This is a genomic window from Micromonospora sp. RTBAU3-60, from assembly GCF_054963695.1.
Window position 1 is genome coordinate 58,614 of the sequence record NZ_JBUEGB010000026.1, and the last position, 26,585, is coordinate 85,198.

Below are 26,585 nucleotides of genomic sequence, written 5' to 3' on the forward strand. Positions count from 1 at the left end.
GGCGGTATCGGACGCCCGCCGATACAGCTACATCCCGTACCCGGAGTCGATCAAACGCCCGGCAGCACGCACAGGCCCCCACCTCCGGGCGGCGGTAGCCCACGACGGCTTGTGGCCCGCCGTGACGGGTAGCGCCATTCGCAACGACGTATTTGCATTCGTTGACATCTCCTGCAGCGCGCTTGTAACCTTCCGAAAATTTCAGGCCGAGCCTGCAAGAAGGCGGCATCGGCCTCCTCCCCGCGCCCCTCCAGGAGTCCCGATGCATCGACGCCGATGCCGCTCGGCGGTACTCGCCCTCGGCCTGGTCGCCGGCCTGCTCGTCCCGACCGGCCTGGCCACACCCCCGGCCGCCGCGGCCACCCCCGGCAGCAAAAAGGTCATCGTCCAGCTCTTCGAGTGGAACTGGAACTCGGTGGCCACGGAGTGCACCACCGTGCTCGGCCCCAAGGGCTACGGCTACGTCCAGGTATCCCCGCCGCAGGAACACGTCAGGGGCAACCAGTGGTGGGTCGCCTACCAGCCGGTGAGTTACCGGATCGAGTCCCGCAAGGGCACCCGCGCCGAGTTCCAGGCGATGGTGAACACCTGCCACAACGCCGGAGTCAAGGTGCTCGTGGACACCGTCGTCAACCACATGTCCGGCCAGGACAACGGCGGCACCGGCTGGGCCGGCACCACGTACGGCCACTACAGCTACCCGGGCACCTACGGCGCGCAGGACTTCCACTACTGCGGCCGCAACGGCAACAACGACATCGTCAACTACCACGACCGGTACGAGGTGCAGAACTGCGAGCTGGTCAACCTGGCCGATCTCAAGACCGAGTCGGACTACGTGCGCACCCGGCTCGCCACGTACCTGAACGACCTGCTCTCGCTCGGGGTGGACGGGTTCCGGCTGGACGCCAGCAAGCACATGCCGGCCGCCGACATCGCCGCGATCAAGGGCAAGCTCTCCCGCTCGGCCTACCTCGTGCAGGAGGTCATCTACGGCGCCGGCGAGCCGATCCAGCCGACCGAGTACACCGGCAACGGCGACGTGCACGAGTTCCGGTACGGCAAGGACCTGGCCCGGATGTTCAACAGCGAGCGGCTGGCGTACCTGCAGACCTTCGGCGAGTCCTGGGGCTACCTGCCGGGCAGCCAGGCGGTGGTCTTCACCGACAACCACGACACCCAGCGCGACGGCGGGGTGCTGACCTACCGGGACCGCGGCGAGTACGCCCTGGCCAACGCCTTCATGCTGGCCTGGCCGTACGGCACCCCGGCGGTGATGTCGAGCTACACCTACAGCAACCGGGACCAGGGCCCGCCGTCGGACGCCAACAACAAGACGTTGAACACCACCTGCTACTCCGGCTGGGAGTGCGAGCACCGCTGGCGGGTGATTGCCAACATGGTCGCGTTCAACAACGCCACCCAGGGCGCCGGCGTCGCCAACTGGTACGACAACGGCTGGCAGCACATCGCGTTCAGCCGGGCCGGCAAGGGCTACCTCACCATCAACGACGAGGACTTCGCCATCACCGGCCGCTCGTACTACGCGGGCCTGCCCGCCGGCCGCTACTGCGACGTCATCCACGGCGACTTCAGCAACGGCTCGTGCAGCGGGCCGGTGATCACGGTGGACGGCAACGGCTGGTTCGCCGCCAACATCCCCGCCCACGACGCGGTCGCCATCCACATCGGGGCGAAGCTGTCCTGACCGGCAACGTACGACCGCGGCTCCGACTGCGCCGCACCGGAGGCCCCCGCACCCGCCAATCAGGGAGCGGGGGGCTTCTGTCCACTAAAGTCGGGATCATGCTGCTTCGCCGCCTCGCCTCGCGCTGGACCCTCGGCTGGCTGCTCGCCGCGCTCGGCGTACCGCTGCTGCTGGTGACCGCCCTGCTGGTCGGGCACGCGCTCACCGGCGGCCCGGCCCCCACGCCGGTCGGCGCGCCGGCCGGCACCGCGTCGGTCGGCGCCCCGGCGGAGCCGCCCGCCCCGCGCCCGGCGGCGGCCGAGTCGGTGCCGCCCGCGGCGCCCGCCCCGGACGACCTGCCGGTGGTCACGTACGCCCCGGCGCCCGGCGGGTTCCCCGCCGATCCCGGTACGGGCGACACCCGGCCGCTCACCGAGGGGCTGACGCCGACCCGGCGCGTCGCCGCGTACGACGCACCTGGTGGCCGGCCGCGCGCCTTCCTCGCCCCCACCATCAGCGGGGTCGCGCTGACCATGCCGATCGTCGAGCGCCGGGTCGGCTGGACCGCCGTCCTGCTCCCCTCGGCGAACCGCCGGATCGCCTGGCTGCCGGCCGGCGGCTGGACCACGGTCGCGCTGCCCGACCAGCTCGTGGTGGAACGCCGCAGGCACCGGCTCACCTGGTACCGCAACGGCCGCGTGGTCCGCTCCTGGGCGGTCAGCCTCGGCAAGCCTGGCCAGTCCACCCCGCTCGGCCGCACCTTCATCCTCGGCCGCACGCCCCCGCCCCAGACGGTCTACGGCGGCGTCGACATCTTCGCCCTCGGCGCGATCCCCGACGACCCGGACGCCGTGCCGACCGGGCTGCGCGGCGCCCACATCGGACTGCACAGCTGGTACACCGACGCGACGCTCGGCAAGGACGTCACCAACGGCTGCATCCGGTTGACCCGCAGCGGGCAGCGCCAGCTCCTCGCCGAGCTGCCCGCCGGCACCAGCGTCGTGGTGGTCGACCAGCTCGCCACCCCGCCACCGGCCGCCTGAGCCGGCTCACTCGCCGAGCAGCCAGCCGTTCTCCTCGGCGACCCGCACGGCGTCGGCCCGGTTGCGGGCCCCGGTCTTGCCGATCGCCGCCGAGAGGTGGTTGCGTACCGTGCCCTCGGACAGGTGCAGCGTCGCCGCCAGTTCGGCCACCGTGCCGCCGCCCCGGGCGGTCCGCAGCACCTCGGTCTCCCGCTCGGTCAGCGGGCTCCGCCCGGTGGCGAGGGTCTCCGCGGCCAGCGTCGGGTCGACCACCCGCAGGCCGGCGTGCACCCGGCGCACCGCGTCGGCGAGCTGCCGGGCCGGAGTGTCCTTGACCACGAAGCCGTTCGCGCCCGCCTCCATCGCCCGCCGCAGGTAGCCGGGCCGACCGAAGGTGGTCACCACCAGCACCCGGCAGCCGGGCACCGCCGCCCGCAGGGCGGTGGTGGCGGCGATCCCGTCCAGGCCGGGCATCTCCACGTCGAGCAGCGCCACATCGGGTCGGGTACGCCCGGCCTCCGGGACCACCTCGTCGCCCCGGCCCACCTCGGCGACGACCGTCAGGTCCGGCTCCAACGACAGCAACGCGGCCAGCGCGCCGCGGACCAGCGCCTGGTCGTCGGCGAGCAGCAGCCTGATCGGCTCGTTCACCGCGCCTCCTCCGTTCCCGGGGCCGGCCGCCCCGCTCGCCACGCCGCTCAGCGCTCCGCCGGCAGGGCGACGCGCAGCAGGAAGCCTCGACTGTCGGGAGGGCGGCCGACGGTGACGGTGGCGTCCAGCCGCCCCGCCCGCTCCCGCAGCCCGACCAGCCCGTGGCCCGCCGCGCCCGGCTCCCCGACCGGCCCCCGGCCGTCGTCGCGGACCTCCACCGCCGCCGGGCTCACCCGGATCTCGCAGCGTCGCGCGCCGCTGTGCCGGACCACGTTGGTCACGCCCTCGCGTACGGTCCAGCCGAACAGTTCGTCCCGCTCCGGCGGCAGCGACGGCACCGTCTCCGGCAGCGCGGCGACGATGCCCGCGGCGGCGAGCGCCGAGCGGGCACCGGCCAGCTCCGTCGTCAGGCTCACCCCGCGGTACGCCCCGACGGTGCCCCGCACGTCCGCGAGGGCCTGCCGGGCCAGCCGCTCCACGTCGGCGATCTCGGTGGCCGCCCGGGCCGGATCCAGCTCCAGCAGCCGCCCGGCCAGCTCCGCCTTGACCGCCACCACGGTCAGCGAGTGGCCGAGGATGTCGTGCAGGTCGCGGGCGGTACGGGCCCGTTCCTCGGCCACCGCGAGCCGGTGGATCTCCTGCTGGGCCGCTTGGAGTTCGGCGTTGCGCTGGGTCAGCCGGGTCACGCCGAACATGGCGAACGAGGCGAGCAGCACCGCGAAGACCACGGTGCCCTCCGCCTCCCAGCCGGGCACCAGCGCGGCCGTGACCGGCGGGGTCACCGCGGCCAGCGCCACCACGACGAACGCCTGCCGGTTCGGCAGCAGGAACACCGCCGCCGCGGCCACGAAGACCAGGGTGGTCAGCCAGTCGCCGTCGGTGCCCGGGATGCCGGCCAGCCCGAGCCCGACCAGCGCGGCCAGGGCCACCCACGCCCGGACAAGTGGGACGGGCCGGGCGGCGATCCGGCAGGCCCGGGCCCACTGGAAGACCCAGACGTAGCAGACACCGAACCCGACCAGCGTCGTCGCCCCCACCACCCGCCGCCAGACCTCGGGCTGGTGCAGGGCGGTGAGCAGCGGAATGTTGAGGAAGAAGAGCCAGACCGCGGCCAGCAGCCAGCCGGTGAACCGCCAGTGGCGGCGCACCGGCCGGTGCGGGTCGGGCGGAGTGCTCACCCGGAACACGCTAGCCTCCGCCGTGCGGGGTCAGACGCGGGTGGTGTCGCGGCGGAACAGCCGCGCCGCGCCCAGCCCGAACACCACCGTCCAGGCGGCCAGGTTGCCCAACGCCACCCAGTCCAGCCCGTCCCCGGTGAGCGGGGCCCGGGCGAGCTGGCCGACGCCGTACACCGGGGTGAACTTGGCGATCTGCTGGAAGGCGTGCGGCAGCATCTCCAGCGGCACGAACAGCCCGCCGAACATGGCCAGGATGGCCAGGATCGGGCCCATGAACTGCATGACGTTCTCGGCCGGGGCCAGGTAGCCGACGAACAGGCCGAAGGCGGCGAAGACCAGCGAGCCGAGCCAGGCGGCCAGCCCGGCGAGCAGCCAGACGTCGGCCGGGATGCGGACCCCGGCGGCGGCGCCGACGGCGAACTCGACCAGCACGCCGAGCAGGCCGAGCACCATCGCGGTGGCCACCTTCGTCGCCACGTACGCGGCCGGGCGCAGCGGGGTGAGCCGGAGCTGGCGGCTCCAGCCGAGGGCCCGCTCGGTGGCGACCGCGGCGCCGGCGCTGGTGGTGGCGACCATGGCCGCGTACACGGCGAGGCTGATCATGATCCAGGCGGTGACCGGTTGGCCGTTGGGCAGGTCCTGGCCGCGCTGCGGCAGTCCGAAGAGGAGGAAGAAGACCGCCGGCATGATCAGGGTGAACATCAGCGTCCGGCGGTTGCGCAGCACGCGGCGGATCTCGATGCCGAGCACCGCGGTGGAGAACCCGCCCAGGGCGGGCGGGCGCCGGTCGACCGGGCGGGCGGGCGACGTGGTGGTGGAGGAGGAGGTGGCGACGGTCATCTCAGACTCCGATGGGCTGCGTGGGTTCGGCGGTCAGGGCGTCGGTGGTGAGGGCGAGGAACGCGTCCTCGAGGTTGCGGGAGGTGATCTCGAGGTCCCGCGCGGCGGTGCGGGTGAGCAGGTGCCGGGCGACCTGGTCGGAGTCATCGGTGCGGACCAGCACCGCGTCGCCGCGTACCTCGACCGCCTGGACGCCGGGCAGCGCGGCGAGCGCGGCCTGGTCGGCGCCGGGGAGGGTTGCCCGGACGATCCGGCCGGCGGCCAGGTTCTTGATCTCGGCGGTGGTGCCGTCGGCGACCACCCGGCCCTGCCGGACCAGCACGATCCGGTCCGCGTACGCGTCGGCCTCGTCGAGGTAGTGGGTGGCGAAGATGATGGTCCGCCCGTTCCGGGCGTCGGCCCGGATGGCCTGCCAGAAGTCCCGCCGCCCCTCGACGTCCATCCCGGTGGTGGGCTCGTCCAGCACCATCAGGTCGGGATCCGGCAGCAGCGCCAGGGCGAAGCGCAGCCGCTGCTGCTGGCCGCCGGAGCACTTGCCCACCGGGCGGTCGGCGATGTCGGCGATGCCGGCCCGCTCCAGCACCTCCGCGACCGGACGCGGCTGCGCATGGAAGTGCGCGGTCATCCGTACCGTCTCGGCGACGGTGAGGTCCTTGAGCAGGCCGCCGGTCTGCATCACGGCGGCGACCCGGCCGAGCCGGACGGCGTCGGCCGGGGTGCCGCCGAAGACCCGGACGCTGCCGGCGTCCGGGCGGGCCAGCCCGAGCAGCATGTCCACGGTGGTGGTCTTGCCGGCGCCGTTGGGGCCGAGGAAGGCCACCACCTCGCCCGGCTCGATGCGGAGGCTGAGCCCGTCGACGGCGGTCACCGGGCCGAAGGTCTTGGTGAGTCCGGCCAGCTCGACGGCCGGTGGGATGTCGGTCATGACACTGATACTCCGGGGAACGGCCGGGCCGTCCCCGGAGCGTGCGTCACCTTCCACCCGTGACATTTGTCAGGGCCGTGGACGCCGGTCAGTGTGCGGCACCGGCCCCCTCGCGAGCCCGGCGCGGCAGCAGGAACGCGCCGACGAAGGTGATCACCAGCAGGCCCAGCTCCGCGCCCAGGGTGATCTGCACGGCCGGCTGGACGCCGTGGTCGAGGCCGCTGAAGAAGACGGTGCCCAGCACGGCGACGCCGAGCGCCCCACCGAGCTGCTGGACGGCGGTGAGCGTCCCCGAGGCCGAGCCGCTCTCCGACTCCGCCACGCCGGAGAGCACGATGTCGAAGAACGGCGCCATCACCAGCCCCATGCCGAAGCCGACGGCCAGCAGGGCGGGCGCCATCCGCCACGGGCCGACCGTGCCGCCGGCCGAGGCCAGGGTGAGCAGCAGGCCGCCGACCCCCGCGATCACCACGGCGAGACCGATGTGGATCAACCGCCGGCCCAGGCGCTGCGCGAGGCCGGCACCGGCGAGCACGAAGGCGACCACCATGCCGAGCGCCTGGGGGACGCCGGCCAACCCGGCGCGCAGCGGCGACCAGCCCAGCCCGACCTGGAGATAGAGGCTGAAGACCAGCGAGAAGCCGGTCAGCGCGGTGAAGAAGGCGAGGCCGGCGACGAGGCCGCCGGTGAACGCGCGGCGGTGGAACAGCGACGGCACCACCAGCGGATCCCGGCCGGACCGCTCGCGCCGCACCTCGTAGCGGGCGAAGAGGACGAAGACGGCGACCGCGCCGGCCATCATCGCGAAGGTCCACGCCGGCCAGCCGCGCTCCCTTCCCTGCACCAGCGGGTAGACCAGCAGGAACGCGGCGAGCGAGACCAGCCCGACGCCGGGCAGGTCGAGCCGGCTCGCGTGGTTGGCCCGGGACTCCGGCAGGAACCGCAGCGCGCCGGCGGCGGCGAGCAGGCCGAGCGGCACGTTGATCAGGAAGATGGCCCGCCAGCCGGTGCCGGCGAGGTCGGCGTCCACCAGCCAGCCGGCGAGGATCGGGCCGCCGACCGCGGAGATGCCCATCACCGGGCCGAACGCGCCGAAGGCGGCGGCCAGCTGGTGCGGCGGGAACATCTCCCTGATCAGGCCGAGGCCCTGCGGCAGCAGCAGCGCGCCGAAGAGCCCCTGCGCGACCCGGGCGGCGATCAGGGTGCCCGGCGTGCCCGAGAGGGCGCACAGCGCGGAGGCGGCGGTGAAGCCGAGCACGCCGAGCAGGAACATCCGGCGGCGGCCGTACAGGTCGCCCAGGCGGCCGCCGGTGACCAGGCCGACGGCCATGGCCAGGGTGTAGCCGGCGCCGAGCCACTGGATCAGGCTCGTCGATCCGCCCAGGTCGGCGCGGATCGCCGGGCCGGCGAGGTTGGTGACGAGGGCGTCGAGGAGGTCCATCACCTCGGCGGCGAGGATCACCGCGAGGGCGGCCCAGCGCCAGCGGTGACCGGTCTCCGCCGGTCCGGCGCGGTCCGGCGCGAGCGTGGTGGCTAGGTCTGACATCGAATACTCCCGAGCATGAGCGAACACTGTTCGTTGACGAACAGTGTTCTATCAACGAACGTCGTTCGCAGCAAGTACGATGTTCGGGCCACCCCGGATCCGGAGGTCATCCGTGAGCGAACCACCCAGCCCGCCCTGGCGTACCCGGCCCAGGACCCGGGCCGTGAAACAGCCGCTGAGCCAGGCCGCTGTCGTCGACGCCGCCCTCGCGGTGATCAACCGGGAAGGGCTGGGCGGGCTGAGCATGCGGCGGGTGGCCCAGGAGCTGGGCACCGGCCCGGCCTCCCTCTACGCCCACGTCTCCGGCAAGGAGGAGCTGCTCGAACTGCTCGTCGACCGGGCCAGCGCGGAGATCTCCGTACCCGAGCCGGATCCGCAGCGGTGGGCGGAGCAGATCCGGGACGTGGCCTGGCAGGCGTACCGGGTCTACGCCACGCACACCAACCTGGCACTGGCCTCGCTGGCCACCATCCCCAGCGGCCCGAACGCGCTGCGCGTCACCGAGGGCATGCTCGCCATCCTGCTCGCCGGCGGCGTGCCGCCCCCGCAGGCCGCCTGGTTCCTCGACCGGCTCTTCCTGTACATCGCCGGAGACGCCTACGAGGGCGCCCTGTACGCGGAGAAGATCCGCGCGTCCGGGGAGGACCAGGCGACCTACTGGAGCCGATTCTCCGCCCAGTTGCGGAGCTACTACCTGAGCCTGCCGGCGGAGTCGTACCCGAACATCCGACGACACGTGGACGACCTGCTGGCCGGCGGCGGCGACGAGCGCTTCGCCTTCGGCCTGGACCTGCTGATCCGCGGCGTCGCCGGGCATGTCCGGACCGGTGACTGACGGCCGCCGGGCCGGGTAACCGCCGGGCCGGGCAACCGCGACACCGGGAGGTCACCATGGCGGCACCGACGGGACGGGTCGACACGATCGTGCTGATCCACGGGCTCTGGATGACCGCGCGCAGCTGGGAGCACTGGGCCGACCGGTACCGAGCCCACGGCTTCCGGGTGCTGACGCCGGCGTGGCCCGGCATGGAGGGCGAGGTCGAGGAGCTGCGGGCCGACCCCGCCCCGATCGCCGGTCAGCGGATCGCCGACATCACCGACCACTACGCCCGGATCGTCCGGGACCAGCCCCGACCGCCGATCATCATGGGGCACTCGTTCGGCGGCCTGATCACCCAACTCCTGCTCGACCGCAAGCTCGGCGCCGCCGGGGTCGCCCTGCACTCCGCCCCGGTCAAGGGCGTGCTCCGGCTGCCGCTCAACACGCTGCGCTCCGCGTTCTCCATCCTGCGCAGCCCCGCGAACCGAAACCGCGCGGTGCCGTTCACCAGGGAGGACTTCCGGTTCGCCTTCGGCAACACGCTGAGCCCCGAGGAGTCGGACCGGGCCTGGGAGCGGTACGCCGTACCCGGCGCCGGCCGCGTCCTGTTCGAGGCGGCGTTCGCCAACCTGGACCCGGACGCGGTCACCGAGGTGGACAAGAGGCGGGAGAACCGCCCCCCGCTGCTGCTGACGGCCGGGGGCGCCGACCACGTGGTGCCACCGTCGGTGGTCGTCGCCAACGTCAACCTCTACCGGGGCTCGACCGCGCTCACCGGGTTCCGCTGCAACCCCCACCGGTCGCACTTCGTCGGCGGCGAGCCGGGCTGGGAGGAGGAGGCCGACTACGCGCTGGAGTGGGCCGTCGAGGCGGCCAACCAGTTCTCGCCGACGGTGGTCAGCGAGGCCCCACCGCGGCAGTGACCGGTGAGCCGGGCGTTCAGGCCAAGCACACCTCAGACGACCATGAATCGGGCCGGACGGGCCGGCAGCCTCGGGTCGGTGCCCACCCACACCGCGTCCAGGCTGGGCGGGCCCCGTCACCGCAGCCGGAACCGCCGGGAACGCAGTGACCTTTCCGCCTCTGGCATAGGAACCCTCGTCACGGGTATGAGCGGGGCATGAGGGCGAGCTTCCGGCTTGGCCGGATCGCGGGCGTACCGATCGGGGTCAACTGGAGCGTCCTGGTCATCTTCGTGCTGATCGCCTGGGCGCTGTCGGCCAGTCTGTTCCCGCGCAGCTATCCCGGCCATTCGACCTTCGCGTACGTGGTGGCGGGGCTGGCCGCGGCGGTGGTCTTCTTCCTCGGCCTGCTCGCGCACGAGGTGGCCCACTCGATCATCGCCAAACGCAACGGCATCGAGGTCGGGAGCATCACGCTCTGGCTCTTCGGCGGGGTGTCCGAGCTGAAGGGAGAGGCGCGGGACCCGGGGGCCGAGTTGCGGATCGCCGGGATCGGGCCGCTGGTCAGCCTGCTGATCGGCATCTTCTTCGGCGTGATCGCGCTGCTCGCCTCGCTCGCCACCGGGCGCGGCCTGCTGGTCGGCGCGCTGTCCTGGCTGGCCGGCATCAACGTGCTGCTGGCGATCTTCAACGTGCTCCCGGCCGCGCCACTGGACGGCGGGCGGTTGCTGCGCGCGGTGGTGTGGCGGGCCACCGGCGACCGGACGAAGGCGTCGGTGGTGGCCGCCCGGGCCGGCTGGGGGCTCGGCATCGTGCTGATCGCCGTCGGGATCTGGCAGTTCTTCAGGGGCGCCGGGGTGGGCGGACTCTGGCTGGCGCTGATCGGCTGGTTCCTGATCGGGGCGGCGGGCGCGGAGGAGCGCCAGGCCCGGATGGGCAGCGCCCTGCGCGGGGTACGCGTCGCCGACGTGATGACCCCGCAGCCGCAGACCGCCTCCAAGGACATGACCGTCGCCGACTTCGTGGACCACCACCTCTTCGCGTACCGGCACTCGGCGCTGCCGCTGACCGAGGACGGCGGACGCCCCATCGGCCTGGTCACCCTCGACCGGGTCCGCGGCATCCCGGCCGACCAGCGCGGCTCGACCACGCTGGCCGAGGTGTCCTGCCGGGCCGGCGAACTGGTGCTCGCCTCCCCGGACGAGCAGCTCACCGACCTGCTCCCCCGGCTCAGTGAGTGCGCCGACGGCCGGGCGCTGGTGGTGACCGACCAGCGGCTGGTCGGCATCGTCTCGCCGAGCGACATCAGCCGGGCGGTGCAGCGCGGCGGCATGCGCCAGCAGATGACCGGCGGGCGCGGTGGCTGAGCGGCTGCCGCCAACCGGTTCATGGATCTGACCCGGCCGCCGCGAAGGCGAGCTCGTCGGGTCGGGCCAATTCGCGTGGACCGAAGCGGTGGCGGGATCCCGGGAGAGTGGCCGAGCAGATGGTGGTTGATCAGGGCGCCGACGAGTCGACGTGCCGGACGCCCTGATCAACCCGCGGTCAGCGCAGGCCGTACGCTCGCAGGATCGTCTGGGTGACCTCGTTCCCATCGGCATCGGTGCCATGCACCCGCAGCGAGACCGTGCCGCTGCCCGACGGCACGACCGCGTGGAAGGCGCCGTCCTCGCCCGCCACCTTCACCGAGCGCCACGTCGCCCCTTCGTCGAACGACACCTCAACCCCGACGCTGCCCCCGGCCGGAGCCGCCAACCCGTCCTGGTTGCGCAGCGTGATACCGATGGTGTGCGGGTGGTCCCCGGGCACCGTTCCGGCCAGGTCGGCGGGAATGGAGTAGTCGAGTTGCAGCAGCGGCAGTGGCTGCGGCTTCTCCGGGTCAGCGTCCGGGTGCCCGGACCGGAAGTCCCACGCCGTCTGCGTGCGCGTCGCCCACTGCCACTCTTTGGACTCCCGCTGGGTGGTCAATTCCAGCCGGTACGAGGCGTCGCCGGCCACCGTCGGCACATCCCGCCGCGCATCGGGCAATTCGGCGAGCACGGCGCCGTCACGCAACAGTCGTGCCGACACCAGATCGCGCTCACCGCCGCCGCCCGCGAGCGTGTAGTGGCCGGCGGCGTCGACGAATTCCGGTACCCGCAGGGCCAGGATGTCGCCACGGCGGGTCGACACCAGTCCCGCGACACCGCGGGGCGCCGCCGGACGCACCACTGGGGTGAACCAGTCCTCGCGGGTACGGGTGTCGCCCTGGTAGCTGCGCGGCGCGTCCCGCATCCCGACGCCGAGCGGATTCGTCTCATCCCACGTGTAGTAATGCGCCACCCGGTGCTGCCACACCGAGTCACCGGCGGAAACCCACTCCTCGCGCTCCCCGCCCGTGCGCACCATGCGCTGGGTGTCGTTCCACGAGTACGTCTGCCAGGGGCGCCAGCCGAAGCGCTGCTCCTTGGCCCACTCATCCCCGCCGGTGTTGGCGTACCTGGTGATGATCCGTGCCGAATTCTCTGCGGTCACCTGGTGGACGACCTGCGACGGGATCCGGCCCCGCTCGACATGGAACACGTCGTACAGGTACGGACTGGACACCGTGAGGGTGAGGCTGAGCATCGGCTTTCCCGTCGTGGCGGCGGCCTTCAGGCGCTGGCCGTCGTCGTTGGCGATCACCATCGCCGGGATCGGCTCCCGGGTGGCGATCGGCCGCCACACCGTCCAAGCGGAAGAGGTGGCCGGCCGCACGATCAGTGCGGCTGCGGCTCCGGCCGCTGCCGCGGCAGCCACCTGGGCGCTCTCGGAACGGCCCTGCGCACTGTCCATGAGCACCGCGGCTCCGCGTACGTCAGCTGCGGCCAGGTCGGCGTCGGTGCCGGTGCCGGCCCAGACCAGCGGGAAGTTGCGTACACCGTCGAAGGCCGGTGAACGGTGCAGCAGGTTGATGTCCAGCGGCCCGGACACGCCGGACACGTGGGCGCTCACCATGGGCGCGACGAGTTGCCATCGGGAGGCAAATTCGTAGTCACCGTCGGTGACTTGGTCGGTGGGCGTCACGTTGACCTGCTGCACGGTGCTAAAATGCATAACCCCGTGGCTGATGCTCCGGCCGTTGCCGAAGGTGCGGTGTACGTAGTAGCTCAGCACCGCCTGCTGCTCGGCGGGTTTCGGGGTCTTGATGGTGATCGGGGTCCCCTTGCGGGCGTCGATGACCAGCTCGATGTCGCGGGTGACCTTCAGCTGCGGATCGGTGATCAGGGTGGCCTGTGAGTCAAGTGGCCCACCGTCCGAGATCAGGCCGTGCAGCAGATAGTTGCCCTCCTCGACCTCGACGGTCAGGGGCTTGCCCTTCTGAATCCACTTCACCATGTCCGAGCGGCGGTCGGCGCCGTGCAGGGCGACCACGGGCACGCTCGTGTCCGCGCCGCTGCGGTCCACCCCGCGCAGGGTCACGGTGTGCTTGGGCCCATCAAGGGTCACCCCCAGGGCGGTGGTGGTCAGCACCCCGCCAGCGCCGTTGGCCGTGAGCCAACCGCCGTGCCGCCCACGGGTCAGCTTGGCTGGGTCGATTGTGACCGGCACCTGCCGGCTCGTGCCTGCGGGCACGACGATCTGGTCGGCGCCGAGCGTGACAGCGTCCTGGTCCGTGGCGTGAGAGTCGAGGTTCTCCAGGCGTGCGGCGAGCGACAGCGTCACCGCGCTGTCCCCAGTATTGGTGACGGAGACCTGCCGGGTGATCGGCGCCTCGGCCGGCGTGGTGTCGGTATGCACCCCGAAGTTGAGCACTCCGGTCGCGTGCACCTGCTGGGCAGTCGCCCGCGCCACGTCGACCCGGCCGGCGCCCTGCTGGTGCACGGTCAGGGCAGGATTGGTGCGGGCCGTGCTCACCAGCGCGTCCTTGAGTTGCGCGGCGTTCCAGTCGGGGTGGCGCTGGGCGAGGATCGCCGCCGCGCCGGCCACGTGCGGCGCAGCCATGGACGTGCCGGACGCTGCGGTGTAGTACGCGTCGAGCGGCGTTCCCATCGCGGTACCGGCGGCCCGCGCCGCGATGATCCCGACACCCGGTGCGGTGATTTCCGGCTTCACGGCATAGTCACCCAACCGCGGACCCCTACTGGAGAAACTCGCGAGGCTCTCGTCGCGGTCCACCGCACCGACAGTGAGCGCAGCATCGGCCGCACCCGGGTTGCCTACGGTCGACTCTTCCCCCTCGTTACCAGCCGAGACGACGAAGAGGGTGCCGCTGCTCGCGGTGAGCCGGTTGACCGCCTCGCTCAACGGATCGGTGCCATCGGTAGCATCTCCGCCGAGGCTCATGTTGACCACGTCGGCTCCGGAACTGACCGCCCACTCCATTCCGGCGATGATCCACGACTCGGAGCCGGAGCCACTGTCGTTCAGCACCTTGCCGATGAGCAGGTTCGCCCCGGGTGCGACGCCCTTGCGTCGGCCGTCCGAGGCGGCACCGGTGCCGGCGATCGTGCTGGCAACGTGCGTGCCGTGTCCGAACTTGTCAGCGGTCGTGGCGCTGTTGGAGAAGTTCTTCGTCGCGCTGATCTTTCCAACGAAGTCGGGGTGTGTCGCGTCGATGCCGGTGTCCAGTACCGCCACCGTGACACCGTCGCCGTCGTACCCCGACGCCCACGCTGCCGGAGCGCCGATCTGCGCCACGCTACGGTCCAGCGTCGGCTTCACCCGCCCGTCGAGCCAGATCTGCGCGATGCCGGACCCCAGCTGCGGCGTGTCCCCGCCGAGGGAACGGACGCTCGGGCTGCCGCCGGCTGCTGCCTGCCAGAACCCGGTCAGCGCCGCCTTGTCCTCGACGACCGCAGCGGCGCCGATGCTGTCCAGCCTGGAGACACGCCGTGCCCCGGCTATCGTCTGCTCGCCGGTATCCCGGTAGCGAATGATCAGTGGCAGGTTCGGCGCCGCGTCGTCGCCGAAGCCCTGCTCGATGAGCTCCTGTACGTCGAACAGGTCGCCGTCGAGAACGCCGGTGGACACGTACGGCACGACGTCGCTGGGCAGTACGCGCAGGCCGCCGTCGACTTCCAGGGTGTGGAAGGTGATCCCTTCGCGGCCCGGCGCCGGCCGGACCGAGGCGGCGTACCTGCCGGGCGACGCCTCGACCATCTCCACCACGTCGCCCGTTATAAGGGTGACGCGGGACGGGCTAGCGCTCGCCCCGGCTCCGCTAGCTTCTGCGGGGGGCGGTGGCGCTGCCTCGGCGGGAACGCCCACCGCCAGGACGCCGACCAACGCCATGGCCGTCCAGCGTAAGAGCCGGTTCATCGTGCTACTCCTCTGCTCAGCGAAGCTGGCAACCACTGTTGACACCACCGGAGTCTGATAGCCGACAGGGATGGTGGTCACTAGGTGCCAGGTGCCACAGAGGCGACATGTCACCAACTGGACACGCCCCGGCAGGCAAGCTCGACGGTGTCGAAGATGTGCTGTAGAAGCGCGAAGGTGGCGGCCCGCACGCCCACCGCGGCGGGTCTTGCCACCGCCTATCCGCGGGGAAAGTGGCGGTCCAGCTCGTCGGTCCGGAACTTCCCGGCCGGGTCGAGGTCGGCCATCAGGGCACGGAAGTCGTCACAGCGGGGGTACGTCGCGGCCGGGTTCCGGGCGAAGAGCTTGCCCCAGTGCGGGCGCGGGGCGAAGGGGACCAGCCGCTCCTCCACCTCGGCCACCACCGGAGTCACCTGCGCCGGGTCGCCGATCCAGGTGAAGTGGAGCGCCAGGCTGTCCCGGTCGTGGTTGGGGCTGAGCCACAACCCGTCGGCGGCGATGGTACGCAGCTCACAGACCTGGAGCACCGCGGCGATCCGCGCGGCGGCCGGGTCGAGCGCGGCGAGCGCCGCGGCGGCTGAGGCGCGCGCCAGGTGCCACTCCGACTGGAGCTCGTCGCCGCTGCTCGGGGTGAAGCCGAGCCGGAAGTGCGGCAGCCGTTCGTGCCACGGCCCGGGCGCGCCGAGCTGGGCGGTGCAGTGCTCAGCCGGCATGCCGGGCACGGGGTGGCAGGGCGCGCCGGCGGCGACGGTGTCCAGCCAGTCCGCCGGGGGCGGCGGCGCCTCGGCCCGCTGCTTGAGCCACACCTGGTCCAGCCGGGGCGAGCGCCAGCCGGTGAAGACGCTCACGCTGTACGCGGCGTCGCAGGCGGCGCCGAGCGCCGCGCGGGGCAGGCCAAGCCGGACGTACTGCCGGACGTCGAAGGTGGGCACCACGTCGAGGGTGACCCGGGTGACCACGCCCAGCGCGCCGAGGTTGACCACCATGCCGGCGAAGCGCGGGTCGGCACGGTCCACGGTGAGCAGGTCGCCGTCGGCGGTGACCAACTCCAGGGCGGCCACGGCGGTGGCCAGGTTGCCGTGGGCGGCACCCGACCCGTGGGTGGCGGTGGCGACCGCACCGGCCACCGAGATGTGCGGCAGCGAGGCGAGGTTGGCCAGCGCGTACCCCTCGGCGTGCAGGCGGGTGGCGACGTCGCCGTAACACAGGCCGGCGGCGACGGTGACCGTGCCGCGGTCGCGGTCCAGCACGACGGTGGGCGGCAGCCCGGCCACCGAGACCAGCTCTCCCCTGGTGTCGCCCAGCCGGTTGAACGAGTGCCCGGTGCCCACCGCCCGGACCCGGTCCGCCCCCGCCACCAGCCGGCGCAGCTCGTCCAGAGTGGAGGGCCGATGGCGGGCCCGGGCGGCGTACCGGACGTTGCCCGCCCAGTTGCGGCCGGCGCCGGTCACGTGGTGGTCTCTCGATCGGTGGTGGGCTCCGCGGTGAGGGCGGCGCAGAGCGCGTCGAGCGCCGCGTCGACCTGGCCGACGTCGTAACCGCGCAGCCCGACCGGGATACCGGCCGCCCGGGCCTGCTCGATCTCCGCGCGAGCGGCCCGCCGCTCGGCCGGGCCGCCCCGGGCCAGCGCGTCCTGGGCGCGGTGCACCAACTGGTCGACCTGCGCCGTGAAGTAGCCGCGCAACGCGACGGTGAAGTCGATCTCCGCCCCGGCGAGCCGGGCGGCCACCGGCGTACGCGCGTCGGTGAAGCGGCCGCCGGAGTACCGGCTCAGCGCCGCCGCCACATCGTCCGGGCTCTCCCGGATCTGGCGCAGATCGAGGAGTTCGACGGCGGCCCGCCCGTCGCGCGGGTGCCGCGCGGTGGTCCGCAGGCCCAGCCCCGCCGCGGGCACCGCGACCAGCCGGCCGGCGTCGTCGAGGGCGAGCGCCTCGAACTGCTCCCACCGGTACGCCCCGCGCAGCCCCGGGCGGCGCACCTCGATCCCCGCCGGCCCGATCAGGAAGCGGAACGGCCGCACGGCGCCGACCAGCACCACGCCGCCGAGCACCACGGCCCCGAGGGCCGCCAGCACCCGCAGCACCGAACCCTCGCCGGCGAGGGCGAGCACCGTCACCCCGCCCAGCACGCAGGCGACGGCCAGCGGCAGTGTCCCCCGGCCGCGATGCAGTTCCATCTCGTACCCCCGATCCGACACCGTCGTCCGGGTGCATTTTCCGCCCACCTGTCAAGGCACGGTTGGCCCGCCACCGACGGGGAATGCGGTGGGGATGAGCAGCTACCGCGACCCGACCCGCCGCGGCGACCGCCGTGCTCGACCCGATCGAGGGCCCGCCCGCCGAGGGCGACCATCTAGCGGCGGGCAACCGTCGGAGCGGGAGATCGACCCGACCGGTGTGGGCCCCGGCCCGGTCGACGTGTCACGGGCCGGGCATCCGGTGCCGGGACCGGTCCCCGAGCCCGAGCCGGAGCCGCCGGGGCCTGGGCCGGCACCTCGGGGCGGCCGTCGGCCCGGCGTGGTCGATCGTCAGAGCTGCGGCATGACCTCGGCGGCGACCAGCTCCAGGTGGTCCAGGTCGGTCAGGTCGAGCAGCTGGAGGTAGATCCGCTGGCTGCCGATCGCGGCATACCGGCCGAGCTTGTCGACCACCTCGGCGGGTGTGCCGGCGAGGCCGTGCTCGCGCAGCTCGGCGGGCTCCCGGCCGATCGCCGCGGCGCGTCGGGCCACCTCGGCCTCGTCCCGGCCGCAGCAGAGGACCAGGGCGTTGGACCAGACCATGGTGGACGGGTTCCGGTCGATCTCGGCGCAGGCGGCGCGTACCCGGTGGAACTGGGCCGCCGAGTCCTCGACCGAGACGAACGGCAGGTTGAACTCGTCGGCGTAGCGGGCGGCGAGGCGGGGCGTCCGCTTCGGGCCCTTCCCGCCGAGCAGGATCGGCGGGCGCGGCTGCTGCACCGGCTTGGGCAGCGCGGGCGAGTCGCTGACCGGGTAGTACTTGCCGGGGAAGTCGAAGGTCCGGCCGGCCGGGGTCGCCCAGAGCCCGGTGATCACCGCCAGCTGCTCCTCCAGCCGGTCGAAGCGCTCCCCGAGCGGCGGGAACGGGATGCCGTACGCGGTGTGCTCGTCCGCGTACCACCCGGTGCCGATGCCCAGCTCGACCCGGCCGCCGCTCATCTGGTCGACCTGCGCGACGGTGATGGAGAGCGGGCCGGGGAGCCGGAAGGTGGCCGCGGTCATCAGCGTGCCGAGCCGGATCCGGGTGGTGTCCCGGGCCAGTCCGGCGAGGGTGGTCCAGGCGTCGGTCGGGCCCGGCTCGCCGCTCCCCGAGCCCATCTTCAGGTAGTGGTCGGAGCGGAAGAACGCGCCGAAGCCCGTCTCCTCCGCGCGCCGGGCCACGGCGAGCAGCTGGTCGTAGCTGGCGCCCTGCTGGGGTTCGGTGAAGATCCGCAGTTCCATGATCCGAGCATAGGAAGCGAACCGGCGGGCCACCCCGGGCACCGGTCCCCGTCACCCGCACCGGCTCGAACAGCGGCCATGCCTTTACAGGCATATAACTGCTGGGGCATATTGGTCTGGTGTCCGTCGACGCCTTCGCCGTCCTGGCCGAGCCCACCCGACGCCGCATCCTCGACCGGCTGCGCCGCAGCGAGAGCAGTGTCGGTGACCTGGTGGACGCGCTCGGGATGAGCCAGCCGGCCGTCTCCAAGCACCTGCGGGTGCTCCGCGAGGCCGGCTTCGTCACCTGCCGCACCGCCGCCCAGCAGCGGTTCTACCGGATCGACCCGCGTCCGCTGCGCACGGTCGACGACTGGCTCGGGCCGTACCGGCGGATGTGGGCGGACCACCTCGACGCCCTGGAGCGCCATCTCGACAGTCAGGAGTGACGATGGAACGCGACAACTTTCGACCCGGCCCGCTCGCCGAGGTCGCTCGGGTGCCGGCCGGCGACCGGTGGGACCTCGTGTTCGTCCGGGACCTGCGGCATCCGCCGGAGAAGGTCTGGGCCGCGCTGACCGAGCCCGACCAGCTCGCCCAGTGGGCGCCCTTCCTGGCCAGCCGGGATCTCGGTACGCCCGGCGACGCCACGCTCAGCGCCGTTGACGGCGAGCGGACCTTCGACGCACCGGCCACCGTGGTCCGGGCGGAGCGCCCGTCGCTGCTGGAGTACACCTGGGGCGACGACCGGCTGCGCTGGGAGCTGACCCCGACGGACGCGGGCACCCGGCTGACCCTGCGGCACCGGATCGAGAAGGCCGACCAGGCGCCGCTGATGGCCGCGGGCTGGCACCTCTGCCTGGACGTCGCCGGTCACCTGCTCGACGGGGACCCGGTCGGCCCGATCCGCGGCGGCGAGGCGCTGGACTTCGGCTGGGAGCAGCTGCGCGCCGCGTACGCCGAGCGCCTGGACTCCTGACGCGGCCGGCGCGGGGTGGCGAGCCGCCACCCCGCGCCGCCGGCCTGCCGCCCTCAGCGCGTGACGGCGGGGACGTCCGGCAGGGTGACCGCGGTGGCCGCTTTGCGGATCGGCTCGGTGACCCGGCGGATCATCCGCTCCCGGCCGGGCATGCGTGGCATGAGCCGCAGCATCAGCGTCTGGAACCGGATCTGCGCGGCCGACCCGAGCACCATGCCCTTCAGGTTGCGCTCGGCGAGCTGCTGGTTCGCCGCCACGAACGGCCGCATCCGCCGCTCGTACGCCGCGAACCCGGCGGCCGGGTCGCCACCGGCCTCGGCCAGCGAGGCGGCCAGCACGTACGCCCCGACGAGGCTCAGGCTGGTGCCCTGCCCGGACGCCGGCGAGGCACCGTAGCCGGCGTCGCCGACCAGCCCGATCCGCCCGGTCGACCAGCGGTCCATCCGCACCTGGCTCATCGCGTCGAAGTAGAAGTCCGGCGCGTCCTCCATCGCGGTGAGCAGCTCCGGCACCCGCCAGCCGGCCCCGGCGTACGCCCGGGCCAGCGCTGCCCGCTGCCCGGCGACGTCCCGGCGGTCGGGCTCCTCTGCGGGCGACGGGAAGAGGAAGAGGGCCCGCGCGTCCGGCGCGCCGGCGGTCCGGTAGACGCCGACCGTCCGCCCCGGGGCGGGGTGCATCAGCTCGACGCACTCCTCGCCGTACTCGGCGGGCACCGTGAAGATCGCGATGTGGTGCCCGAGCGGGCGCAGGTGGGCCGAGCCGGGGCCGAAGGCCAGGCGCCGCACCGTCGAGTGCAGCCCGTCGGCGCCGATCACCAGGTCGAAGCGGCGACTCGGCCCCCGCTCGAAGGCCACCTCCACCCCGTCGGCGGTCGTTTCCAGCGCGACGATCGAGTCGTCGAAGCGGTATTCCACGTCGTCGGTGGCGTCGACCAGAATGCGGGCCAGGTCGCCGCGCATGATCTCGACGTCGTCCCCCTCCCGGCCGCCGAAGAGCGCGGCGTCCATGGTGGCGAGCTGCGCGCCGGATGCGTCCACGAAACGGGCCAGGCGCATGCCGGTGTCGTGCCGCCGCACCTCGTGCCCCAGCCCCATCCGGTCGATGACGTCCAGGGCCGCGCCCCGGATGTCCACCTTGTAGCCCCCGGAGCGGAGCATCGGGGCGCGCTCGACGACGGTCGGACGGAAGCCGTGACGGCGCAGCCACCAGGCCAGCGCGGGGCCGGCGACACCGGCCCCGGAGATCAGCACATCGGTCATGGCAGCAACTGTACAAGCGTGTTAGACAGTTGTGCAAGACGCTTGTCCAAGAAATCCGCTACGCTGTCGGCATGGGAAATCGGGAGGACCTGCTCGCCGGCGCCAAGCGCTGCCTGATCGAGAAGGGGTACACGGCCACCACGGCCCGGGACGTCGCCACTGCGGCCGGCACCAGCCTGGCCGCCATCGGCTACCACTTCCGCACCACGAAGGCCCTGCTCAACGAGGCGCTGATCGAGGCGATGGCGGAGTGGGGTGAGGAGCTGGGCCGTGCCCTCGCGGAGGACGCCGGCTCGACGGCCACCCCCGCACAGCGGTTCGAGGCGACCTGGGAGCGGATCATCGAATCCTTCGCCCGGCTGCGCCCGCTCTGGGCCATCCAGTTCGAGCTGATCGCGCAGATGGACCGCGTACCCGAGCTGCGGGAGGCGTTCGCCGCCGCCAACCGGCACGCCCGGCTCGGCCTCGCCGAGGTCTTCCACCGGATCGACCCGGCCGCCGACGAGCCGACCGCGCTCGCGCTCGGCGCCTTCCACCAGGCGCTGCTCGGCGGCCTGGCCGCCCAGTGGCTGGTCGATCCGGCGGCGGCGCCGTCGGCGGCGGAGCTGACCCGGGCCCTGCGGGCCGTCGCCGACGACTTCGGCGCTGGTCAGGGCTGACCGAGACCGGCCTCCCGGGCCCGGACGATGGCCTGGCCGCGATCGGCCACCTGGAGCTTGGCGAGCACGTTGGACAGGTGGTTGCGGACGGTCTTCGGGCTGAGCGTCAGCCGGCGGGCGATGACCACGTTGCTCAACCCCTGGGCGACCAGGTCGAGCACCTCGCGCTCCCGGTCGGTCAGCTCGGGAAACGGCGCGGACCCGGACGCCCGGGCCCCGGACAGGTAGCTCACCGCCCGGCTCGCGATCACCGGGCCGAGCAGCACCTCGCCGTTGGCGACCGCTCGGACCGCCCGCTCCACCTCGGCCGGCGCCGCGCCCTTGAGCAGATAGCCCCGGGCACCCGCGCGCAGCGCCGCGAAGACCCAGTCGTCGTCGTCCAGCATGGTCACCACCAGCACCCCGATGCCCGGGTGCCGGGCGACGATCTCCCGGGTCGCCGCCACCCCGGACCGGCCGCCCAGGTGCAGGTCCATGATGATCACGTCCGGTCGCTGCTGGTCGGCGACCCGCAGCGCGCCGTCCGCGTCGGCGGCCTCGCCGACCACCGCCAGCCCGGCCGTCGAGGCGAGCAGCGCGGTCATGCCCAGCCGGAAGACCGGGTGGTCGTCCACCACCGCGACCCGGATGGTCGGCTCGGTCACGGCTCCACCGCCGCTGCCCGTACCGCCCCCGAGCCGGCATCGGACCAGGCCGGGTCGCCGGAGACGGCGGGGTCGGGCCCCGCAGCGTCCGCCGTCGGTGCCGCGCGATCCGACGCGTACGCCGACAGCCGCGCGGCCGGCACCCGGACGAGCACGGTGGTGCCACCCCCCGCCCCCGGCGCGACGACGCAGACCCCGCCGATCCCCTCGGCCCGTTCCCGCATCGAGCGCATCCCGATCCCGTCCGGCGTCCCCGGCGCGACCCCCCGCCCCTCGTCCTCGACCCGCACGCTGAGCCCGGCCTCTTCCCGGTCGACGCGCACCTCGCAGCTCGCCGCGCCGGAGTGCCGGTGCACGTTCCGGACCGCCTCGGAGACGATGCCGTAGATCGCGGTCGCCACCGGCTCGGGCAGCGGCAGCGGCGCGGCCAGCACCTGGATGGCCAGCCCCGAGCCCGCGTACCGCTGGGCCAGCTCGTGCAGGGCCGGAGCGAGGCCGCGCTCGCCCAGCACCGGCGGGAGCAGCCCCCGGGCCAGGTCCCGGACGTGCTCGACGCGCTGGTCGACCTCGTCGCGCAGCCGGTCCAGCAACCGGCCGGCCGCCTCGGGATCCACGGTGAGCAGGTTACGGGTCGCCTGCAGACCCAACGCCACCCCGGCCAGCGCCGGGCCGAGCCCGTCGTGCAGGTCGCGCCGCAGCTTGCGCCGTTCCTCCTCGCGCGCCTCGGCCAGCCGGGCCCGGGAGGCGGCCAGCGCCCGGCTGGTGGCGGCCAGGCTGGCCGCCGACGCGACCACCGGCACCAGGTCGACCAGCGCCGATCGGGTACGCCCGTCCAGCCGCTCCCCCGCCCGGGCCCACGCGACCAGCCGGCCGATCTCGGTCCCGCCCCGGCGCAGCGGCAGCACCAGCGGCGCGCCGACCGGTCCGGCGGACACTCCGCCCGCGGCGTACGGCTCCGGGCCGTCCACCTCGATCGCACAGGCGCCGAGGCGGAGCAGGTCGGTCAGGCTCTGCGCCACCCCGGTGAGCACGTCGGCCGGGTCCGCGGAGGCGCTGATCCGGTGCCCGACGCCGCGTACCACGCCGAGCGGCTCCACCGCCTCGCCGTGGATCAGCCGGTCCACGCCGCGCTGCACCCGGGCCCGCGCGGGCTGCATGCCCACCGCCACCAGCGCGGTGACCAGCACCCCGGGCACCGCGGGAGTGGCCGGCAGCAGCGCGTCGAGCACGCTCACCCCCACCACGTAGGCGGTCACCAGCAGGAAGGTGAGCAGGAACCAGACCAGGGTACGGCGGACGGCGATCTCGATCCCCCACAGCCGCTGCCGGAGCACCACGGCCAGCACCGCGGCCGGGAAGAACGCCTGGGAGGCGAGCATGGCGGTCGGGGCGAGCCAGTCCGGGACGCACCCGGCCCAGCCGGGGAAGCCCAGCGGGGCGAAGCTCACCGCGAGCAGCATGGTGCCGACGGCCAGCCAGCCCAGCCCGACCCGCTCGGCCGGCGGCCCGCTACGCCACCGGCGGACCAGGCCGGCGGCGGCGAGCAGCCCGAGCACCGGCACCGCCCGGAACAGCAGCAGGTCCCCGGTGTCCACCACGTCCGCCCAGCCCGGCACGGCGAGCGGCAGCGCGCCGGAGGGCCGGCCCGGCTGGCCGGGCCAGGTCAGGTGGAACAGCTCGATCCCGGCGGTCACCAGCGCGCCGGCGGTCACGGCGAGCCGGGCCGGCACGGGCAGTCGCCCCTCCCGGACCAGCCAGGGCACCACCGTGATGAGCGAGAGCATCCCCGGCACCCAGGCCCAGTCGCGGGCGGAGATGAGCAGCACCGGGGCCGGCAGGCCGGGCCGTACCGCGAGCAGGTCCACGTACTGCGCGCTCAACGCGGAGAACCCGCCGCCCACGCCGGTCGCGGCGAGCAGCCAGGCGACGGGATGACCGCGCCGCAGCAGCACCAGCCAGGCGACCGTGCCGTACACCGCGCAGTCGGTGAAGTCCACCAGGAAGTAGAGCTGGGACAGGCCCCACGGCCGGCGGGCGAGGACCCAGCAGACGGCCGTACCGGTGAGCAGGAGCGCGCAGCCGACGGCGACCAGCCGGGCGGCGACCGGATGGCGCCGGTCGCCGCCCCGTGGTGTCGTCGTCGGCGCGGCGGGCATGCGCTGATCCTGACAGTCGCCGGGTCAGTTGCCGAGACCCCGGCGCTCCAGCGCGAATGTCAGTCCGGCGACAGTGGCCCAGAGCGCCGCCGGAGCCAGCGCCAGGTACTGCAGCGGCACCGCCTGGGTGACGACCACCAGCAGGGTCATCAGCAGGCTGAACACTGCCAGCCACCGGCTCACCGACCGGCGGCGCAGCCCGGCGACCGCCACCGCGCCGGCGCTGAGGCCCGCCCCCGCCCAGACCCACGGGAAGGTGTTGTAGCCGGTGGCCAGCGTCGCGACCGTGTCGGCGTCGGTCTCGGCCAGGTGCAGCAGGTCCCAGTACAGCTCGGTGGACACCCCGCCGCCGACCAGCAGCAGCGCCGCGGTGAGCAGCAGGCCGGCGGCCGCCACGTCGGGCAGCAGCCCGCCGGCCGGCTCGCGGGCGGCCAGCCGCCGCCGCAGCCCGGCCGCGAACACCGCCAGGCAGCCGGCGGCCAGCCCGGTCAGCACCTGGAAGACCCAGACGTACGCCTCCTTGCCGTCCATCGCGGCCGCCAAACGCGCGTTGTCGGCGAGCAGCGACGTGTCCACGTTGGCCAGTTGCGGACCGAACTGGAAGATCGCGATGCCGGTGAGCCCGGCGACGGCCCCGGCGACCGCCCAGCCCCGGCGGGGACGGCCGGTGGCGGTCGGGGTGGCGGTGGCGTCGAGCGTGGCGCTGGTCATGGTTCCTCCTCAGGTCGGGGGCACGGCGGGTCGCCGCAGGCGAAGCGTGGCGGGCCCGGCGTCCCGGGCGCATGGGCCACGGTGTCCCGACCGGCCGGGCGGTTTCCCGGCCGGCCCGGGGCACCGCGATGTCCCGTCCGATCGGTACGGGTGTCCCTGGCGGCCGGGACGGTGGACGCGCCACGGTGGACCCGCCACACCGACGAGGAGGCCGCCATGGACCACCGCCACGACCTGCTGACCGCCGTACGCGAGCTGGCGCCGGAGCTGACCGCCCGGGCCGAGGAGATCGAGCGGACCCGGGAGCTGCCCGCCGACCTGCTCGACCGGCTCCGCGCGGCCGGCTGCTTCCGGATGTTCGTGCCCCGCAGCCACGGCGGGTACGAGGTGGACCTGCGCACCGGGATGGCGGTGCTGGAGACCCTGGCCCGGGCGGACGGCTCGACCGGCTGGACCGTGATGATCGGTGCGGAGACCCCGCACCTGCTGGCGATGCTCTCCCGCGACCGGTTCGACAAGCTCTACGCCGCCGGCCCGGACGTGGTGGTGGCCGGCGGTTTCGCGCCGCAGGGCCGGGCCGAGCTGGCCGACGGCGGGTTCCAGGTGAGCGGGCGGTGGGGGTTCGCCAGCGGCTGCCGGCACGCCGACTGGATCTTCGGCAACTGCCTGGTCACCGCGGACGGCCAGCCGCTGCCCGGGGTGGACGGGCAGCCGCCGGAGACCCGCTCGATGCTCTTCGCGGCCGACCGGGTGACCGTGGTGGACACCTGGCACGTGCTCGGCCTGCGCGGCACCGGCAGCCACGACGTGCTGGTCGAGTCGGCGTTCTGCCCGGCGGAGGAGAGCTTCGACCTGTTCACCGGCACGCCGTGCGTGCCCGGGCCGGGGTTCGTGGCGCCGCTGGTGCACTTCGTGCTGCACCTGGGCGCGGTCGCGGTCGGCATCGCGCAGGGGGCGCTGGACGACATGACCGCGCTGCTCGGCGACGGGCGGCAGCGCCTCTACGCCCGGCAGCCGCTCGCCGACTCGCCCGCGTTCCGGGTCCAGCTCGGTCGGGCCGACCTGAACGTCCGGGCGGCGCGGGCCCTGCTGGCCGCGCTCGCCGACGACCTCTGGGCGGCCTGCGCCGAGGACCCGGGGCGGATCGCCGCCCTGCACCCGACCATCTCCGCGTCGCTGCCCTGGGTGACCGAGCAGGCGATCGCCGCCGTGGACACCTGCTACCGGGCGGCCGGCGGCGGCGCCGCTCGGGACTCCTCCCCGATCCAGCGCCGGTTCCGGGACATCCACACCTTCGCGCAGCACGCGGCGGCCGCGGAGGGCTGGCTGGGCAACAACGGGGCCCGGCTGCTGGGCCGGCCGGTGGCACTGGCGTACTGACCTTCCCGGGCCGGTGGGTGGAGGGGTCCCCCGGCCCTGGGGCCGGCGCGGAGGGGTCCGCCGGCCCGCGCGGGGCCGGCCGCCGATTCGGCGGCCGGCCCCGACGCGTCAGCCGAGCTTCGGCACGACCTCGCGCGAAGAGCCGCATCGCTTGTCTACGGCGTCGGCTTCTTCCGCGGCCCCACCGATCCGTTCGACGATTTCCGCGAGACGACCACACCTGATTTGCGGAACCGCCCCGCCCGACGAGCCGGAAGCGCCGGCCGAAATATGACGGTCACATGACAGAGAATCACGAACACATGACAGTTCTCTATCGCCGTTGTCATATTCGGGGACGAACGGCGGCAGCGGACCGCCATCATCCGGCACCCTCGCTGGCGGCACAAAGGCCCCATACGTGGACTAATCGGCCTGACTTCCCGACGACGGAGGCACGTCCTCGGTGCGTACGGACGACCGAATTTGACGGTGTCGAGGGCACCAGTTTTTGTGGTTAATTCCACAGCC

22 protein-coding genes are annotated in these 26,585 nt (G+C 73.6%); 9 read left to right on the plus strand and 13 right to left on the minus strand.

Translation table 11 applies throughout. The features are described from left to right. Positions 1-262: 262 nt before the first annotated feature. Together ACY34I_RS23775 and ACY34I_RS23780 are read left to right on the plus strand one after the other, a co-directional pair. The gene (locus ACY34I_RS23775; RefSeq protein ID WP_462757259.1) at positions 263-1,708 is read left to right on the plus strand and encodes an alpha-amylase; all 1,446 of its coding nucleotides are present in this window, start codon (positions 263-265) and stop codon (positions 1,706-1,708) included. A 98-nt stretch (positions 1,709-1,806) separates the two neighbouring features. Then, positions 1,807-2,730 (plus strand): L,D-transpeptidase, encoded by a 924-nt coding sequence (locus ACY34I_RS23780; protein ID WP_462757260.1) that lies wholly within the window; start codon positions 1,807-1,809, stop codon positions 2,728-2,730. A 6-nt stretch (positions 2,731-2,736) separates the two neighbouring features. Here the strand turns inward: ACY34I_RS23780 and ACY34I_RS23785 are convergent, their stop codons facing one another. The 5 genes from ACY34I_RS23785 to ACY34I_RS23805 form a co-directional block, all read right to left on the minus strand. Next, positions 2,737-3,360, minus strand: a complete 624-nt coding sequence (locus ACY34I_RS23785) for a response regulator (protein WP_462757261.1) — start codon at positions 3,358-3,360, stop codon at positions 2,737-2,739. Positions 3,361-3,407: 47 nt separating this feature from the next. After that, on the minus strand, positions 3,408-4,538 hold the full coding sequence (locus ACY34I_RS23790; protein ID WP_462757262.1) for a sensor histidine kinase: 1,131 nt from the start codon (positions 4,536-4,538) through the stop codon (positions 3,408-3,410). A gap of 30 nt (positions 4,539-4,568) precedes the next feature. Beyond that, positions 4,569-5,378, minus strand: coding sequence for an ABC transporter permease (locus tag ACY34I_RS23795; RefSeq protein ID WP_462757263.1), 810 nt, complete (start codon positions 5,376-5,378; stop codon positions 4,569-4,571). A 1-nt stretch (position 5,379) separates the two neighbouring features. Further along, positions 5,380-6,303: an ABC transporter ATP-binding protein gene (locus ACY34I_RS23800; RefSeq protein WP_462757264.1), complete on the minus strand. Its 924-nt coding sequence runs from the start codon at positions 6,301-6,303 to the stop codon at positions 5,380-5,382. An 88-nt stretch (positions 6,304-6,391) separates the two neighbouring features. Further along, entirely contained in the window at positions 6,392-7,849 is a 1,458-nt protein-coding gene (locus tag ACY34I_RS23805) for an MFS transporter (RefSeq protein ID WP_462757265.1), read from the minus strand. Between the two features lie 163 nt (positions 7,850-8,012). Between ACY34I_RS23805 and ACY34I_RS23810 the strand changes: the two genes are divergently transcribed. The 3 genes from ACY34I_RS23810 to ACY34I_RS23820 all read left to right on the plus strand — a co-directional run bounded on the left by ACY34I_RS23810 (position 8,013) and on the right by ACY34I_RS23820 (position 10,938). Next, positions 8,013-8,684 carry a TetR/AcrR family transcriptional regulator gene (locus tag ACY34I_RS23810; protein WP_462757266.1) on the plus strand — a complete coding sequence of 224 codons (672 nt, stop codon included), beginning with the start codon at positions 8,013-8,015 and terminating at the stop codon, positions 8,682-8,684. Between the two features lie 56 nt (positions 8,685-8,740). Further along, complete coding sequence (locus ACY34I_RS23815) at positions 8,741-9,592, plus strand: alpha/beta hydrolase (protein ID WP_462757267.1); 852 nt, start codon at positions 8,741-8,743, stop codon at positions 9,590-9,592. A 197-nt stretch (positions 9,593-9,789) separates the two neighbouring features. Continuing rightward, positions 9,790-10,938, plus strand: coding sequence for a site-2 protease family protein (locus ACY34I_RS23820; RefSeq protein WP_462757268.1), 1,149 nt, complete (start codon positions 9,790-9,792; stop codon positions 10,936-10,938). Positions 10,939-11,116: 178 nt separating this feature from the next. On the opposite strand, the gene ACY34I_RS23825 is transcribed toward ACY34I_RS23820, so the two are convergent. From ACY34I_RS23825 to ACY34I_RS23840, 4 genes are all read right to left on the minus strand, one after another. After that, positions 11,117-14,692 (minus strand): S8 family serine peptidase, encoded by a 3,576-nt coding sequence (locus ACY34I_RS23825; protein ID WP_462757291.1) that lies wholly within the window; start codon positions 14,690-14,692, stop codon positions 11,117-11,119. 377 nt (positions 14,693-15,069) lie between these two features. Continuing rightward, positions 15,070-16,302 carry an FAD-binding protein gene (locus ACY34I_RS23830; RefSeq protein ID WP_462757269.1) on the minus strand — a complete coding sequence of 411 codons (1,233 nt, stop codon included), beginning with the start codon at positions 16,300-16,302 and terminating at the stop codon, positions 15,070-15,072. Then, positions 16,299-17,027, minus strand: coding sequence for a hypothetical protein (locus tag ACY34I_RS23835; protein ID WP_462757270.1), 729 nt, complete (start codon positions 17,025-17,027; stop codon positions 16,299-16,301). The genes ACY34I_RS23830 and ACY34I_RS23835 overlap by 4 nt, the downstream gene beginning before the upstream one ends. Positions 17,028-17,378: 351 nt before the next feature. Then, positions 17,379-18,308 carry an LLM class F420-dependent oxidoreductase gene (locus tag ACY34I_RS23840; RefSeq protein WP_462757271.1) on the minus strand — a complete coding sequence of 310 codons (930 nt, stop codon included), beginning with the start codon at positions 18,306-18,308 and terminating at the stop codon, positions 17,379-17,381. Between the two features lie 119 nt (positions 18,309-18,427). Between ACY34I_RS23840 and ACY34I_RS23845 the strand changes: the two genes are divergently transcribed. Both ACY34I_RS23845 and ACY34I_RS23850 read left to right on the plus strand, forming a co-directional pair. Next, a complete protein-coding gene (locus ACY34I_RS23845) occupies positions 18,428-18,736 on the plus strand; it encodes an ArsR/SmtB family transcription factor (protein WP_462757272.1) in 309 nt (102 codons plus the stop codon). 2 nt (positions 18,737-18,738) lie between these two features. Then, entirely contained in the window at positions 18,739-19,266 is a 528-nt protein-coding gene (locus ACY34I_RS23850) for an SRPBCC family protein (protein WP_462757273.1), read from the plus strand. A gap of 53 nt (positions 19,267-19,319) precedes the next feature. On the opposite strand, the gene ACY34I_RS23855 is transcribed toward ACY34I_RS23850, so the two are convergent. Beyond that, positions 19,320-20,525, minus strand: coding sequence for an FAD-dependent monooxygenase (locus ACY34I_RS23855; protein WP_462757274.1), 1,206 nt, complete (start codon positions 20,523-20,525; stop codon positions 19,320-19,322). Between the two features lie 71 nt (positions 20,526-20,596). Between ACY34I_RS23855 and ACY34I_RS23860 the strand changes: the two genes are divergently transcribed. Then, entirely contained in the window at positions 20,597-21,184 is a 588-nt protein-coding gene (locus ACY34I_RS23860; protein WP_462757275.1) for a TetR/AcrR family transcriptional regulator, read from the plus strand. On the opposite strand, the gene ACY34I_RS23865 is transcribed toward ACY34I_RS23860, so the two are convergent. From ACY34I_RS23865 to ACY34I_RS23875, 3 genes are read right to left on the minus strand one after another with little or no spacing between them, the layout of a single operon-like run. Then, positions 21,175-21,828 carry a response regulator gene (locus tag ACY34I_RS23865; protein ID WP_222870436.1) on the minus strand — a complete coding sequence of 218 codons (654 nt, stop codon included), beginning with the start codon at positions 21,826-21,828 and terminating at the stop codon, positions 21,175-21,177. The two genes, ACY34I_RS23860 and ACY34I_RS23865, sit on opposite strands and share 10 nt — an antisense overlap. After that, positions 21,825-23,984, minus strand: a complete 2,160-nt coding sequence (locus tag ACY34I_RS23870) for a sensor histidine kinase (RefSeq protein WP_462757276.1) — start codon at positions 23,982-23,984, stop codon at positions 21,825-21,827. Before ACY34I_RS23870 ends, ACY34I_RS23865 begins: the two co-directional genes overlap by 4 nt. Before the next feature lie 24 nt (positions 23,985-24,008). After that, on the minus strand, positions 24,009-24,695 hold the full coding sequence (locus ACY34I_RS23875) for a hypothetical protein (protein ID WP_148794423.1): 687 nt from the start codon (positions 24,693-24,695) through the stop codon (positions 24,009-24,011). Positions 24,696-24,911: 216 nt separating this feature from the next. Between ACY34I_RS23875 and ACY34I_RS23880 the strand changes: the two genes are divergently transcribed. Continuing rightward, positions 24,912-26,075, plus strand: coding sequence for an acyl-CoA dehydrogenase family protein (locus ACY34I_RS23880; protein WP_148794796.1), 1,164 nt, complete (start codon positions 24,912-24,914; stop codon positions 26,073-26,075). Positions 26,076-26,585: the final 510 nt, after the last annotated feature.

Excerpts from the sequence above, each read along its gene's own strand:
- ACY34I_RS23805 (WP_462757265.1), bottom strand. The coding sequence starts at position 7,849 with ATGTCAGACCTAGCCACCACGCTCGCGCCGGACCGCGCCGGACCGGCG.
- ACY34I_RS23820 (WP_462757268.1), top strand. The coding sequence starts at position 9,790 with ATGAGGGCGAGCTTCCGGCTTGGCCGGATCGCGGGCGTACCGATCGGG.
- ACY34I_RS23800 (WP_462757264.1), bottom strand. The coding sequence starts at position 6,303 with ATGACCGACATCCCACCGGCCGTCGAGCTGGCCGGACTCACCAAGACC.
- ACY34I_RS23795 (WP_462757263.1), bottom strand. The coding sequence starts at position 5,378 with ATGACCGTCGCCACCTCCTCCTCCACCACCACGTCGCCCGCCCGCCCG.
- ACY34I_RS23835 (WP_462757270.1), bottom strand. The coding sequence starts at position 17,027 with ATGGAACTGCATCGCGGCCGGGGGACACTGCCGCTGGCCGTCGCCTGC.
- ACY34I_RS23870 (WP_462757276.1), bottom strand. The coding sequence starts at position 23,984 with ATGCCCGCCGCGCCGACGACGACACCACGGGGCGGCGACCGGCGCCAT.
- ACY34I_RS23880 (WP_148794796.1), top strand. The coding sequence starts at position 24,912 with ATGGACCACCGCCACGACCTGCTGACCGCCGTACGCGAGCTGGCGCCG.
- ACY34I_RS23855 (WP_462757274.1), bottom strand. The coding sequence starts at position 20,525 with ATGACCGATGTGCTGATCTCCGGGGCCGGTGTCGCCGGCCCCGCGCTG.
- ACY34I_RS23780 (WP_462757260.1), top strand. The coding sequence starts at position 1,807 with ATGCTGCTTCGCCGCCTCGCCTCGCGCTGGACCCTCGGCTGGCTGCTC.
- ACY34I_RS23840 (WP_462757271.1), bottom strand. The coding sequence starts at position 18,308 with ATGGAACTGCGGATCTTCACCGAACCCCAGCAGGGCGCCAGCTACGAC.
- ACY34I_RS23815 (WP_462757267.1), top strand. The coding sequence starts at position 8,741 with ATGGCGGCACCGACGGGACGGGTCGACACGATCGTGCTGATCCACGGG.
- ACY34I_RS23775 (WP_462757259.1), top strand. The coding sequence starts at position 263 with ATGCATCGACGCCGATGCCGCTCGGCGGTACTCGCCCTCGGCCTGGTC.
- ACY34I_RS23860 (WP_462757275.1), top strand. The coding sequence starts at position 20,597 with ATGGGAAATCGGGAGGACCTGCTCGCCGGCGCCAAGCGCTGCCTGATC.
- ACY34I_RS23850 (WP_462757273.1), top strand. The coding sequence starts at position 18,739 with ATGGAACGCGACAACTTTCGACCCGGCCCGCTCGCCGAGGTCGCTCGG.
- ACY34I_RS23825 (WP_462757291.1), bottom strand. The coding sequence starts at position 14,692 with ATGGTCGAGGCGTCGCCCGGCAGGTACGCCGCCTCGGTCCGGCCGGCG.
- ACY34I_RS23875 (WP_148794423.1), bottom strand. The coding sequence starts at position 24,695 with ATGACCAGCGCCACGCTCGACGCCACCGCCACCCCGACCGCCACCGGC.